At 69.9% G+C, this 13,443-nt stretch carries 10 protein-coding genes; 7 read left to right on the top strand and 3 right to left on the bottom strand.

What is annotated here, in order from left to right; genetic code table 11:
- Window positions 1–73: 73 nt before the first annotated feature.
- The 3 genes from QEG98_RS20445 to QEG98_RS20435 all read right to left on the bottom strand — a co-directional run bounded on the left by QEG98_RS20445 (window position 74) and on the right by QEG98_RS20435 (window position 4,336).
- Window positions 74–445, bottom strand: coding sequence for a response regulator (locus tag QEG98_RS20445; protein ID WP_316567789.1), 372 nt, complete (start codon window positions 443–445; stop codon window positions 74–76).
- Window positions 442–2,661 carry an ATP-binding protein gene (locus QEG98_RS20440; protein ID WP_316567788.1) on the bottom strand — a complete coding sequence of 740 codons (2,220 nt, stop codon included), beginning with the start codon at window positions 2,659–2,661 and terminating at the stop codon, window positions 442–444. Before QEG98_RS20440 ends, QEG98_RS20445 begins: the two co-directional genes overlap by 4 nt.
- A gap of 568 nt (window positions 2,662–3,229) precedes the next feature.
- On the bottom strand, window positions 3,230–4,336 hold the full coding sequence (locus QEG98_RS20435; RefSeq protein WP_316567787.1) for an isopenicillin N synthase family dioxygenase: 1,107 nt from the start codon (window positions 4,334–4,336) through the stop codon (window positions 3,230–3,232).
- A gap of 196 nt (window positions 4,337–4,532) precedes the next feature.
- Here QEG98_RS20435 and QEG98_RS20430 point away from each other — a divergent pair, with 196 nt between their 5' ends.
- From QEG98_RS20430 to QEG98_RS20400, 7 genes are all read left to right on the top strand, one after another.
- Window positions 4,533–5,813, top strand: coding sequence for a dicarboxylate/amino acid:cation symporter (locus QEG98_RS20430; protein ID WP_316567786.1), 1,281 nt, complete (start codon window positions 4,533–4,535; stop codon window positions 5,811–5,813).
- Between the two features lie 148 nt (window positions 5,814–5,961).
- Window positions 5,962–6,609 (top strand): cytochrome c3 family protein, encoded by a 648-nt coding sequence (locus QEG98_RS20425; RefSeq protein ID WP_316567785.1) that lies wholly within the window; start codon window positions 5,962–5,964, stop codon window positions 6,607–6,609.
- Complete coding sequence (locus QEG98_RS20420; RefSeq protein WP_410478050.1) at window positions 6,588–9,548, top strand: 4Fe-4S dicluster domain-containing protein; 2,961 nt, start codon at window positions 6,588–6,590, stop codon at window positions 9,546–9,548. Before QEG98_RS20425 ends, QEG98_RS20420 begins: the two co-directional genes overlap by 22 nt.
- Window positions 9,545–10,969: an NrfD/PsrC family molybdoenzyme membrane anchor subunit gene (gene nrfD, locus QEG98_RS20415; RefSeq protein WP_316567783.1), complete on the top strand. Its 1,425-nt coding sequence runs from the start codon at window positions 9,545–9,547 to the stop codon at window positions 10,967–10,969. Before QEG98_RS20420 ends, nrfD begins: the two co-directional genes overlap by 4 nt.
- Window positions 10,966–11,493 (top strand): DUF3341 domain-containing protein, encoded by a 528-nt coding sequence (locus QEG98_RS20410; RefSeq protein ID WP_090494504.1) that lies wholly within the window; start codon window positions 10,966–10,968, stop codon window positions 11,491–11,493. The genes nrfD and QEG98_RS20410 overlap by 4 nt, the downstream gene beginning before the upstream one ends.
- Window positions 11,490–12,170, top strand: coding sequence for a cytochrome c (locus tag QEG98_RS20405; RefSeq protein ID WP_316567782.1), 681 nt, complete (start codon window positions 11,490–11,492; stop codon window positions 12,168–12,170). The genes QEG98_RS20410 and QEG98_RS20405 overlap by 4 nt, the downstream gene beginning before the upstream one ends.
- Window positions 12,171–12,390: 220 nt before the next feature.
- On the top strand, window positions 12,391–13,326 hold the full coding sequence (locus QEG98_RS20400) for a hypothetical protein (protein ID WP_316567781.1): 936 nt from the start codon (window positions 12,391–12,393) through the stop codon (window positions 13,324–13,326).
- The last annotated feature ends 117 nt before the right edge of the window (window positions 13,327–13,443 follow it).

Here is a 13,443-nt window from a genome sequence, read left to right as displayed (position 1 = left end):
GACTTTGGCGCGCGAGGAGCAAGCGCCCCGCGTAGGGGCATGCATGACGCACTGCATGAACCTGAATTCACCTTCAGGCCATGGCCTGGGCGAGCGCCTGCTCGATCTGGGACAGGCCGTAGGGCTTGGGCAGGAGGACGGCGCCGGCGAGCGGCCCCTTGTCGCCACCGGTGTCCACGTTGGTGCCGTGGCCGGACGCGATGATGACGCGAAGGCCGGGCACGTCCTGGACGGCCTGGTGGGCCAGCTCGATGCCGGACTTGCCGGGCAGGCTCACGTCGGTGAACAGGAGGTCGAACGCCTGTGCGCGCAAGAGGGGCGTGGCTTCTTCCGCGCAGGTGACGGCCGTCACGGTATGGCCCATCGTCTCCAACAGCTCGCAGGCGGGGAGGAGGATGTTCTCGTCGTCCTCCACCAGGAGGATGCGCAGCGCGGTCCGCTTCACGCGAGCGGGTGCCAGCGTGGTGGCGCCTCGGGACGGCTGGGGGCCTCGCGCTGGGCGATGCGTTGCTGCCGGGTGGCCAGGAGCTGGCGGATCTTCCGCGCCAGGTCCTCGCGGCGGTAGGGCTTGCTCAGCAGTTGGACACCCGGATCCAGCCGGCCGCCGTGGACAATGGCGTTCTCCGTGTAGCCGGACGTGAAGAGCACCTCCAGGTCCGGGGAGAGGGCCTTGGCCTGCCGCGCCAGTTCGGGGCTGCGGACCGGGCCGGGCATCACCACGTCGGTGAAGAGCAGGTCGATGGGGATGCCGCTCTGGATGACCGCGAGCGCGCTCTGCCCGTCAGAGGCCTTGAGCACGCGGTAGCCCAGCTCCGTCAGTATCTCCACCGCGGTGGCGCGCACCTCCGCGTCGTCCTCGACGACGAGCAGCGTCTCGGTGCCGCCTTCGACGTGCTCGGAGATGACCTCGGCGCGCGGCATCTCCGCCTGGAGCGAACGGGGGAGGTAGATCTTGATGGTCGTCCCGTGGCCGACCTCGCTGTAGATCTTGACGTGGCCGCCCGTCTGCTTGACGAAGCCATACACCATGCTGAGCCCCAGGCCCGTGCCGCGGCCTTCGGGCTTGGTGGTGAAGAACGGCTCGAAGGCGCGCTCCAGCACCTCGGGCGGCATGCCGCAGCCGGTGTCGGAGATGGCCAGCAACACGTGCTGGCCCGGCACGACGTCCGGGTGGAGCTGGGCGTAGTGGTCATCCAGCATGGCGTTGCCGGCCTCGACGGTGAGCTTGCCTTCGCCCGCCATGGCGTCACGCGCGTTGATGGCCAGGTTGAGGATGACGTTTTCGAGCTGGTTCGGATCGGCGAACGTGTTCCAAAGCCCGCCGCCGATGATGGTCTCCAGCGCCACGTCCTCGCCGAGCGCGCGCCGCAGCAGGTCGTCCATGTCGCGGACCATGCGGCCCAGGTTGATGACCGTGGGATTGAGCGGTTGCCGCCGGGCGAAGGCCAGCAACTGGGACGCGAGCCGGGCGCCGCGCTCCACCGCGCCCACCGCCGTGGTCAGCCGGCGCTGCGCCTGGGCGTTGTCGCCCACATCCCGGAACAGGAGCTGCAGGTTTCCGCTGATGACCTGGAGCAGGTTGTTGAAGTCGTGCGCCACGCCGCCGGTGAGCTTGCCCACCGCTTCCATCTTCTGGGCCTGCCGGAGGGCGGCCTCCGCTTGACGCCGTTCGGCCTCGCTCTCCTCCAATGCGCGGGTGCGTTCCTGGACGAGCTCCTCCAGGTGGTCCTTGTACTGGCGCAGTTCGTCCTGGGCGCGCTTCTGCTCCGTGATGTCGTGGCCCTGGACGAAGATGCCGGAGATGGACCCGTCCGGCTCGATGATGGGCTGATACACGAGGTCGACGTAGCTCTCCGCCAGCGTGTCATCGGGGGTTCGCTGGAGGGAGACTTTCATGCCCCGTCCGACGAAGGCCTGACCCGTGGTGAAGACGCGGTCCAGCAGCTCGAAGTACCCCTGGCCATCCACTTCGGGCAGGGCGTCCCGGATGTGCTTGCCGAGGATGTCCCGGTGTCCGACGAGCTGCATGTAGGCCATGTTCGCCAGCTCGAAGACATGGCCCTGGCCGCGAAGGAAGCACATGAAGCCGGGCGCCTGCTCGAACAGTCGACGGAGGTGGCGCCGCTCCTGGTCCAGGTTCTGGTTCGCTTCCTGGACCTGCAGCGCGCGCTGGAAGACGCCGGCTTCCAGCTGCGACGGTGGAGGCTTGCTGGTGCCGGTGGAGCCGGTCGCGGTCTGGACGGCCTCCTGCAGCCGCTGGAGCTCCGTGACGTCCATGGTGTGCTGGAGGATGTAGGCCACCTCGCCCGAGGCATCGAGCAGGGGGATGTGGGTGGCGCTCCAGTACCGGTACGTCGGGACGACGCCCTGGTTCGTCAACTCGGGGACGCGGTAGGGAATCAGGGCCAGGATGTCCGGCGCCCGCTTTGTCAGGACGCGCAGGAAGGACTCCCGGAGCTGCCGGAGATTGGCGCTGTTCGGGTCCGAGGGGTCGTCCGGGAAGGCCTCGAAGACGCTTCGGCCAAGCAGCTCGTCCAGCTTGCTGGCCGTGACGCGCAGGTACGCTGGGTTGGCGGCGACGAAGCGCAGCTCGCGGTCGAGCAGCATGTACGGGTTGGGTGAGACGTCGAAGAGCGTCTTGAAGTCGATGGTGGGGTGCATCGTGCGAGGGCAGGGCGAGCTACCCTTGACTGGTCTGCCACCAGGACGCCATTGCCTCTGCCGCTGGGACGGTACCTCTGTCGCTCAGGCGACACACTGGGATGGCGACGACGCACGGCCTCAGGGCGGATGTCCCCAGAACCTGAGGCACGGATGTGTCATGCCTACATGAACGAACCTTCAGGCAGTTTTCGCGGGCCCTGATGCCGGTCGCCCGCCTGCCTGACACGTCTGCGCGCGGCCAGGCGCCGGAGGAAGACGTGCAATGCCTACATGAACACGTCATCAGTGGTTTTCAGGAGCCGCTGGCCTGCCTCCTCGCGAGGAAATGCGCCTCATCCGGGAGTGCAATGCCTACATGAAGTTCTTTTCAGTGGTTTTTGGCACCCTCCGGCAGGTAATGCGCGGACGACAAGGGGCTTCGCCAATGACAGAGTCTGTCATTGCAAATGCAAAACACAGACATGGGGGATTGTCTTTGTGTGCCTGTGTTTGATTGTCTGTGATTATTGGCTGTGTTTCACGCGAGGCCCCGGTTGTCTCCGGGGCCTCAAGCGGTACCGCAGGATTACGCGCCAGCGCGCTGGCGGTTCAGCCGGTCGTAGTGCCGGTAACCCAGCTTGTCGAGCGCGCTCGCGGGCGCAAGGCCGATGTCCACGAGCGTCTTGATGTCATACGTCCCCGCGAGCACGGGCGGCGCGTAGTTCCGGACGGCATCCGCGCTGCGGAACTTCTCCAGTGGGAAGAGCACGGTGTTCGTGTGCACGTGCATGAAGTGCGCGGCGGATTGGCGCTGCCAGCCCGGCACGCCCGGGGCGGTGATGACATGCGGCGTGGCGAGGAAGGTGCCACCCGTGAGGATCTCCAGCTGCTGGCCCACCTGCGCCACGATGCAACCCGCGGGCGCGGTTCCCCGCACCTTGAGTCCGTTGGGCGCATCGGGCGTCGCGCGGGTGCGGAGGTAGAGGCCGCTCTTGTTGTCGGGGCCGGGCGCGGGGCTGCCGTCCGGGTCCAGGAAGCGGCCGCCCGGGAGCAGGGTGAGCAGGTTGAAGTCGGTGTGCTCCTCGCCCCAGACGATGTCCGTGTTCACCTGCGCGTTGGTGAGCGGCAGGTACTGGAGCGCGCGGGTGACGTGGGCAGCCCGGTCGCACAGGTCGGTGAACAGCGTCTCCGGCAGGCCCAGGGCCACCGCGGAGCCACGGAGCAGCTTCAGGCCGGCCTCATGGAGGGAGCGGCCCAGCGTCATGATGCCGTCCTCGAAGTAGGGCGGCGCGTTCTGGGGCCACACGTTCTCCGGGTACAGCTCCGGGAACTCGAGCGCGGACTGCGCGTCGTTGGGGTAGGGCGCGACGAAATAGCACTCCTTGAAGTCCGGCTGGCCATTGCTGGCGACCGCGACCTCGGTGTTCGGAGGCGTCCAGCCGCGCTGGTACCAGATGTCCGCGCGGCCGTAGGGCTTCTTCTCCTCGGCGGGCCGGGCGATGAACGCCGCGAACGCGTCGTAGAACCGGTTCAGCGCCTGGGTGTCGACGCCGTGGTTCTTCAGGTACACGAGGCCAAAGACGCCAAAGGCCTCGCGGATCGCCGCGGCGGCGCGCTCGACGCGAGCGGAGTCATCCGACGCGAGGTCGGCGAGGTCGACAGTGGGAATGTTGAGCGAAGAGGTCTCGGCCATGATGGGGCCCAGGTGTACCGCTCCTCGGGAATAAATGGGAGGCCCTGTTGCTCTGTGGCGTCCCGCCGGGGCCGGCCGGACGCTGCAAAACCCGGATCCCGGGCGCGGGCACCCTCGGCGCAAATTCTGCGCTTCATCCTGCGCGGCCTGGGGCCTGGGGTTATCGTCCGCCGCCCGCTGTCGAGAGGTCTCCCCCGTGAAGAAGCTCGTCTCCGCCTGGTTCCGCATTCCCTTCTGGCAACGTGTCCTGGGGGCGTTCGTGCTCGGGGCCGTCGCCGGGTGGCTCGTGGGGGAGCCCGCGGGGCCCTGGTTCCAGCCGCTGGGCACGCTGTACGTGAACCTCATCAAGATGATCGCCACACCGCTGGTGTTCTTCGCGGTCATCAACGCGGTGGCGGCGCTTCACGGGCAGAAGAGCATGGCGGTGCTCGGCGGCAAGACGTTCCTCTGGTTCGCCGTCACCGCCGCGTTGGCGGTGGGGGTGGGCCTGGGCGTCGCCGCGCTGCTCCGCCCCGGGGAGGGCGTGGGCCAGCTCGTCGCCACTGAAACCTACAAGCCACGGGACGTGCCCGGCCCCATCCAGGTGCTGCTGGACGTGGTGCCCACCAACCCGTTCGCGGCGCTCGCGAATGGGAAGATCCTCCAGGTCATCTTCTTCGCCGGCCTGCTGGGCTTCGCGCTGGTGAAGCTCGGCGCGAAGACGGCCCGGCTGCGAGAGCTGGTCCGCGAGGCCAGCGACGCGATGATTCAGGTCACCCGCTTCGTGCTGGAGCTCACGCCGCTGGGCACCTTCGGCCTCATCGCCGCGCTGGTGGGCACCTACGGCTTCGAGCGCCTGTTGCCGCTGGGCAAGCTGGTGCTGGCGCTGTACGTGGCGTGCGCGCTGCACATCGTCTTCGTGTACGGCGGCCTCCTGATGACGCACGGGCTCAATCCGCTGCGCTTCTTCCGGGGCGCCGCGCCCGGCATGCAGGTGGCCTTCGTCAGCTCGTCGAGCTTCGCGTCCATGCCGGTGGCCCTGCGCGCCGTGACGAACAACCTGGGCGTCGACAAGGACTACGCGGCCTTCGCCGTGCCGCTGGGGGCCAGCATCAAGATGGATGGGTGCGGTGCCATCTACCCGGCCATCGCGTCGCTCTTCGTCGCGCAGTACTTCAGCCTGGAGCTGTCCGCGTCGCAGTACTTCATCATCCTTCTGGCGTCGGTGCTGGGCAGCTTCGGCACCGCGGGCGTGCCCGGGACGGCGGTGGTCATGGCCACGGTGGTGCTCAGCTCCGCGGGCTTGCCGCTGGAGGGGCTGGGCTACCTGCTCGCCATCGACCGCGTCCTCGACATGATGCGCACGATGACCAACGTCACGGGCCAGATGCTGGTCCCGGTGCTGGTGGCGCGCGAAGAGGGCCTGCTGGATGCCGCCGTCTACAACGGTGCGGCCCCCGCCATCGCGCTGGAAGAGGACGCGGTGAAGGCGGACTGAGCTGCCTCCGTCCAGAGGGCACGCGCATGTGCGCTCTCCGACGGGCGTCCCTCCCTGGCTTGGAGTAACGGACACGCTGCGAGGTCCGCGCTATCGCCCCCAAACGCCGCTCCGCTAGGTGCGGGCCTCGTGCCTGCCTGGGCGGTGTATGGGTCTCTTTCCACCGGCGACTGATGGAGTCCTGCGAGCCGTGCTCGGCCTGATGGCCGTGCTGCCGGTGGCCACGCCCGTGGCGTTGCTGCTGCTGGCCCGCAGTCCCCTGGGGACGGGGGCCTTCGAGCCCGTGCAGCAGCCGGTGCAGTTCGACCACCGCCACCACGCGGCGGACGAGGGCATTGGCTGCCGCTACTGCCATGACGGCGCGTGGCAGGGGCCTTCGGCGGGGATTCCACCCACCAGCCGGTGCATGGGCTGTCACGCGCAAATCTGGAACGAGAGCGCGCTGCTGGCGCCCGTGCGCCAGAGCTACTTCGAGGACCGGCCCATTCCGTGGAACAGGGTCCACCGGCTGCCGCAGTACGTCTTCTTCAACCACGCCATCCACGTCCACAAGGGCGTGGGGTGCGTGAGCTGCCACGGCCGCGTGGACCAGATGCCGCTGGTGGAGCAGGTCGCGCCGCTCACCATGGGCTGGTGCCTGGAGTGCCACCGCGACCCGGCGCCGCACCTGCGGCCTCCGGAGCACGTCGCGGACATGACGTGGAGCCCGCGGGGCCCAGCCCGCGACGTGGGGCTGCGGGTGATGCGGGCCCTGGATGTCTCGCCCCGGACCGAGTGCTCCACATGCCACCGCTGACCGACCGATATCCGCTCCCCGTCCTGGAGGGAGCCGAGCCCTGGCGCAGCCTGGAGGCGAGACAGGGCGCCGCGCCCGTGCCATCGCCGGGTGAGTTTCCCTTGGATGCCGATGCGCCACCTCGGGGGCTGTCCCGGCGCGTGTTGCTGGAGTTGGCCGCGTTCGGCACCGCCGCCGCGGGCCTGACGGGCTGTTTCCGCGCGCCGCCGGAGAAGGTCCTGCCCTATTCGCGGCCACCGCCGGACGTCACTCCAGGCATCCCGCTCCACTACGCCACGGGGCTTTCTTTGGACGGCTACGCGCGGGGCGTCCTGGTGCGCAGCCAGGAGGGGCGGCCCACGCTGGTGCAGGGCAATCCGTCCCACCCGGAGAGCCTGGGAGCGGCGGGCGCACACGAACAGGCGTCGCTGCTGGGCCTGTATGACCCGCACCGTGCTCGGGCCGTACGCCACCGTGGCGCGCCCACCTCCCTGTCCCAGGTCTTCCAGATGGTGCGCCGTCGCGCCGCGCGCCAGGACGGAGGGGCGGGACTTCGCCTGCTGGTGGAGCCCACCGCGTCACCGCTGTGGACCCGGACCTTCGAGCGCATCCTGGCTCGCTTCCCGAAGGCCCGGGTGGTGCCCTTCAGCGCCACGCAGACGGGGAACGCGCACGAGGGCGCCCGCCTGGCGTGGGGCCGGTCCCTGCGCGCGATGCCGGATTGGGGCTCCGCGCGCGCCGTGGTGGTCCTGGATGACGACTTCCTGTCCACGCTGACGGGAGGACTGCGCGCGCCACGTGAATTCGTCTCCGCGCGCATGCCGCCGGCGCTCAATCGCCTCTGGGTGGTGGAGAGTCGCTTGAGCCTCACGGGCGCCTTCGCGGACGAGCGGCTTCGGGCGCGCCCGTCTCGTGTGCCGTGGATTGCCCGGGCGCTCGCGGCGGAGTTGGGGCGACTGCTGGGGCACGATGCGTTGAGGGGGCTCGGGCGCGGGGCGCTGGCTCCCGCGGAGCATCGCTGGGTGGCAGGGGCCGCTCGAGACCTGGTGGAGCAGGGGGACGGGGCGTTCATCGTGGTGGGAGAATCCCAGCCCGCGGCGGTGCACGCGCTGGCGCATCTGCTCAACGCGACCTTGCACGGTGGAACGGTGCGGTGCGTGGACTCGCTCCTGGTGCCCGCGCCGGACGAGGCGGCGTTGCCGGCGCTCGTCGCGGACATCCGTGCGGGCGTGGTGGACACGCTGGTCATCACCGCGTGGAACCCCGTCTACCGCGCGCCCACGGACGTACCCCTGGGGGAGGCGCTGGGGCTGGTGGAGGACGCCGTGTACTGCGCGCTCCACGACGATGAGACCGCCGCGCGGGTGTCCTGGTCCGTCCCCTCCACGCATCCGTTCGAGGCCTGGGACGATGGGCGCGCGGTGGATGGCACCGCGACCATCCTGCAGCCGCTCATCGCGCCGCTGGTGGAGAGCGCCGTGCCTCCGCTGGAGCTGCTGGGGGCCTTCGCCGGAGCGCTGGCGACCACGCCCTACGAGCGACTGCGGGCCCAGTGGCGCGAGCACGCCGCGGCATCGGGAGGCTTCGAGGAGGAATGGGAACGCTGGCTCGCGGAGGGCGTCGTTCCTGGCACGCGGCTGCCGGTGCAACAGGCCGCCGTGGATGCCGCGTCGGTGCTCGCGGCGGTCCAGTCGCTGCCGCCCTCGGGGGACGGGCTGGAGCTGCACTTCGTCACGGACGCCAAGGTCCATGACGGTCGCTACGGCGCCAATCCCTGGCTCCAGGAACTGCCGGACCCGGTGACGCAGCTCACCTGGGACAATGCCGTGTGGGTGAGTCCCGCCACGGCTTCGCGCCTGTCGCTGGTGCGAGGCGACCGCGTCCGCCTGGAGCTTCGCGGCCGTTCGATGGAAGCGCCCGTGCTGGTGGTTCCCGGGCAGGCCAATGACACGCTCACGCTGCCGCTGGGGTACGGCCAGCGCCTGGGCAGTCCGGTGGCGCGCGGCGTGGGCTTCGACGCCCAGGTGCTGCGCTTCCAGGACGCGCCCTGGTGGGCCTCCGGCGTGCGGCTCACGCGCGTGGATGGCCACCACGACTTCGCGCTGACGCAGGAGCACTGGCACATGGAGGGCCGGCCCATCGCGCTCCAGACGACGTCCGCCCGCTTCGCGGCCCAGGGCGATGCGCGGCTCCCCGCGCTCCAGGCACCGGAAGAACACCTGTATCCGCCTCGGCCCGTGCCGGACGCGCCGGGCCATCGTTGGGGCATGTCCATCGACCTGCACCGTTGCACGGGGTGCAGTGCCTGTGTGGTGGCGTGCCAGGCGGAGAACAACATCCCCGCCGTGGGGAAGGACCAGGTGCGGCGCGGACGGGAGATGCACTGGCTGCGCATCGACCGTTACTTCATGGGAGACGCGGACAACCCCGCCGTCATCACCCAGCCGCTGATGTGCGTGCACTGTGAGTACGCGCCTTGCGAGTACGTGTGCCCCGTGGCCGCCACCGTCCACTCGGACGAGGGGCTCAACCAGATGGTCTACAACCGCTGCGTCGGCACGCGGTACTGCTCCAACAACTGCCCCTACAAGGTCCGGCGCTTCAACTACCTGGAATACAACCGCGGCGGACCCCTGGACCGGATGTACCGCAACCCCCAGGTGACGGTGCGCTCGCGCGGGGTGATGGAGAAGTGCACGTACTGCGTGCAGCGCATCGAGGCCGCCCGCATCACCGCGCGCGTGGCGCACCGTGCCATCCGGCAAGGGGAGGTGCGCACCGCGTGTCAGCAGGCGTGTCCCACGGAGGCCATCGTCTTCGGTGACTTGAACCAACCGGAGGACCCCGTCACGCGGCTGCACCAAGACCCGCGCCATTACGCCTTGTTGAACCACCTGGGGACGCGGCCGCGCACCGTCCACCTGATCCGGCTGAAGAATCCAAGCGAGGCCACGGGATGAGCGAGCCACTGCCCCTGGCTCCGGTGACGGCGGACCCGCTGGTCGTCCACCCGCTGCTCGAGGAGCGACGCACGGACGCGCAGCTTGGTGAGGCGCTGCTGCGGCCGGTGCTCACCGCGCCGGGCATGGGGTGGTGGGCGCTCGTCGGCGTGTGCGCGGCGCTGACGGTGCTGCTGGCGGTGGCCATCACCATCACCTTCGTCACGGGCGTGGGGATGTGGGGCAACAACATCCCGGTGGCGTGGGCGTTCGGCATCATCAACTTCGTCTGGTGGATTGGCATTGGCCACGCCGGCACGCTCATCTCCGCCATCCTCCTGCTCTTCGGCATGAAGTGGCGCAGCTCGGTCAACCGCATGGCGGAGGCGATGACGCTGTTCGCCCTGGTGTGCGCGGCGCTGTTCCCCCTGCTGCACCTGGGCCGGCCCTGGAAGTTCTACTACCTGGTGCCGTACCCCAGCTCGCTGCGCATGTGGCCGCAGTTCCGGTCCCCCCTCACGTGGGACGTGGTGGCCATCACCACGTACCTCACCGTGTCGGTGCTGTTCTGGTACCTGGGCCTGTTGCCGGACCTGGCCACCGCGCGGGACACCGCGAAGCAGCCCTGGCGGCGCCGATTCTGGGGCCTGCTGTCCCTGGGGTGGCGGGGGAGCGCCCGCCACTGGCGGCACTGGCGCACCGGCTACCTGCTGCTCGCGGGGTTGGCGACGCCGCTGGTCGTGTCGGTGCACACCATCGTCTCGTTCGACTTCGCCGTGTCGCAGCTTCCGGGCTGGCACAGCACCGTCTTTCCTCCGTACTTCGTGGCGGGCGCCATCTTCTCCGGGCTGGCCATGGTGCTCTCGCTGTTGATTCCCGCCCGGCGGGCGCTCCACCTGCACGCCGTGGTGACGCAGGCGCACCTGGACGCGCTGGCGCGGCTGCTGCTCGTCTCCGGTCTCTTCGTGGCCTACGGCTACGTTCAAGAGCACTTCTTCGGCTGGTACAGCGGAAACCCCTACGACATGCACGCGATGAACATCCTGCGCACCGGCCCCTATGCGCCGGCGTTCTGGACCGTCTTCGCCTGCAACGTGCTGGTGCCACAGCTCTTCTGGTCCGCCCGGCTGCGCACCCAGCCGGTGGTCCTGTGGTGCGCGGCGCTGCTCGTCAACGTGGGCATGTGGCTGGAGCGCTTCATCATCATCGTGTCTCCGCTCAGCGAGGACTTCCTGCCTGCGAGCTGGCGGCACTACGCGCCCACCTGGGTGGACCTGAGCCTGCTGTCCGGAACGGTGGGGCTCTTCGGGCTGGGCTTCCTGCTGTTCCTCCGCTTCCTGCCGCCGGTCCCCATCAGCGAGGTGAAGGAGCTCCAACACGAGCTCGAGGCCTCCGAGGCCTTCGCCCATGACGTGTCGGTACGGGAGGGAGGCGCGCGATGAGCCGCTGGGTGCTGGGAGAGTTCCGATCGCCGGAGCGGATGGTGGAGGCGGCCCGGGCGCTGCGGGCGTCGGGCTTCCTCCGGTTGGACGCGCACACCCCGTATCCGGTGGAGGACGTGGACGCCGTGCTGGGAGTGTCCGGTTCGAGGCTGCCGCTGCTGGCGTTGATTGCCGGGGTGGGCGGCGCGGCGGGCGCCTACGTCGTGCAGTGGTTCACGCAGGCCGTGGACTGGCCGCTGAACGTAGGCGGCCGTCCGCTGCACAGCGGCCCCGCCTTCATTCCCATCACCTTCGAGTCCGCGGTCCTGGCGGCGGCGGGTGCCATCTTCCTGGGGGTCATCGTGGCGTGTGGCCTGCCGCGCGTGACGCATCCGTTTTTCGACCTGGAGGCGTTCCGCAGCGCCAGCATCGACGGGTTCTGGCTCGCCGTCGCGGTGGACGGTTCGGAGGGCGTGGACGCGGTGGAAGGCGCTCTCCGCCAACTCGGCGCCGCCGTCGTGCTCGCGGTGGAGGGCCGGCGATGAGTGCGCGTCTTGCACAGGTCGCCTTCGGGCTCATGGCGGTGGCCGGCTGCGAGGACCTGGACCCGATGCGGGTGCAGGCTCGCGACGGGGCCTTCGTCGCCAACCCGTACTTCGCGGACGCGCGAGCGATGCGGCCCCGCGTCCCCGGGACGGTCGCTCGCGAGTGGTACTTCCAGGAGGCCGCATATGCCCGCCGGGGCTCTCCGGATGGCGGCTGGGTGGAGGTGGCGCGGCTCCCCGTGCCGTTCACGCGCGACACGCTGCGGGAGGGCCGTGCCCACTTCGAGACCTGGTGCGCGCCGTGCCACGGCCTGCTCGGTGATGGGCAGAGCATCGTCGCCCAGAACATGGGCGAGCGGCCGCCTCCCTTGCTGTACGGCGAGGCGCATTCACATCCCGAACATGGAGTTGAGGGGCCGGCGGACGCAGGGGAGGGCGCCCGTCCGGTGCCACCTGGATGGGAGGCGCTGCCACACCCGCCGGGCTTCTATTATTCGGTCATCACCGGCGGCTACGGGTTGATGCCTTCCTACGCGGATGCGCTCACGCCCGAGGCGCGCTGGAAGGTCGTGGCATGGCTACGGGTCCTGGCGTACAGCCAGCGCGCACCGCTGTCCGCCGCGCCCGAGGACGCACGCGATGAACTCATGCGGGCACCCGTGGAGGGTGCGCCATGACGGCCGCGGTGCTGACACGCCTGACGGAAGGCCGGCGCGTGGTCTGGGGCGCCGCCGCGGTGGGGAGCCTGGGGCTCCTGGCCACGTTGCTGGGGGATGGACCGCGCCCCGGGAGGCCGCCCACGGCTACCTGTTCGCCTTCGCGTACTGGCTGTCACTCAGCCTGGGGGCGCTCATCATCCTGGCTGCGTTCCACGCGGCGCGCGCGCGGTGGCCCACCGTGCTGCGGCGGTCTCTGGAAATCATGGCCGCGAGCTGCCCGCTGTTCGCGTTGCTCTTCGTCCCCGTGGCCCTGGCGATGCCACACCTGTTCCCCTGGGTGGCGCTTCCTTCCAGCTTGAGCGGGCATGACCTTCAGTTGCTGGCGCACAAGCAGCCGTACCTGAACGTGCCCTTCTTCCTGGGCCGGGCCCTTCTGTACTTCGCCGTCTGGGGCTCGGTGGGCGTCCTCCTGTTCCGCTGGTCGGTGCGACAGGACGCGGAGCCGGGAATTACCGAACGGGCGGTGCGCATCACCCTGTACCAGCGGCGGCTGGCCTCGGGGGCGCTGCCGCTGATGGTGCTGTGCCTGTCCTTCGCCAGCCTGGACTGGCTGATGTCGCTGGAGCCCCTGTGGCAGTCCACCGTGTACGCGCTCACGGTCGGGTGTGGCGCGGTCGTGGGCGCGCTCTCCACGGTGGCCCTCACCGCCGCGCTGGCGCGAGGCGCGGGGCAGTTCGGCGCGTTGATGGGGCCGGCGCACTTCCTCCGGTTGGGAACGCTGCTGCTCGGCTTCATCTGTCTGTGGGCCTACTGCGGCTTCTCGCAGTTCCTGCTGATGTGGATTGCCTCGTTGCCGGAGGAGGTGACGTGGTACCGCGCCCGCCTGGACGGAGGCTGGCTGGCGGTGGCGGTGGCGCTGGCCGTGGGGCACTTCGGCGTGCCGTTCTTCCTGCTCCTGCTCCGTCGCGTGAAGCAGCACGCGGGCGCGCTCGCCGCGGTGGGCGCCTGGCTGCTGCTCATGCGGGCACTGGACGTGTACTGGCTGGTGTGGCCCGCGCTCTCTCCTGGGACGGCGACGTTCCACTGGACCAGCGCCACGGCGTGGGCCGGCGTGGGGGATGGACGGTGGCCGCGTGGGTGCTGCTCGCGCGCGGTGGCTACACGGTACCAGTGAGAGACCCCTTCCTGCCCCATTCGCTGCAGGTGCCCCGCTCATGAGCACCGGCTTCACGCCGCCTCCGCCAGAGCACCGGCAGCTCCCAGGGCGGCGCCTCGCCGGGGTGGGGGCCGC

It is taken from the genome of Myxococcus sp. MxC21-1, from assembly GCF_032612255.1.
Classification (GTDB): domain Bacteria; phylum Myxococcota; class Myxococcia; order Myxococcales; family Myxococcaceae; genus Myxococcus; species Myxococcus virescens.
Note: the sequence above shows the minus strand (reverse complement) of the source record. Positions and strands in the feature narration are given on the sequence as shown.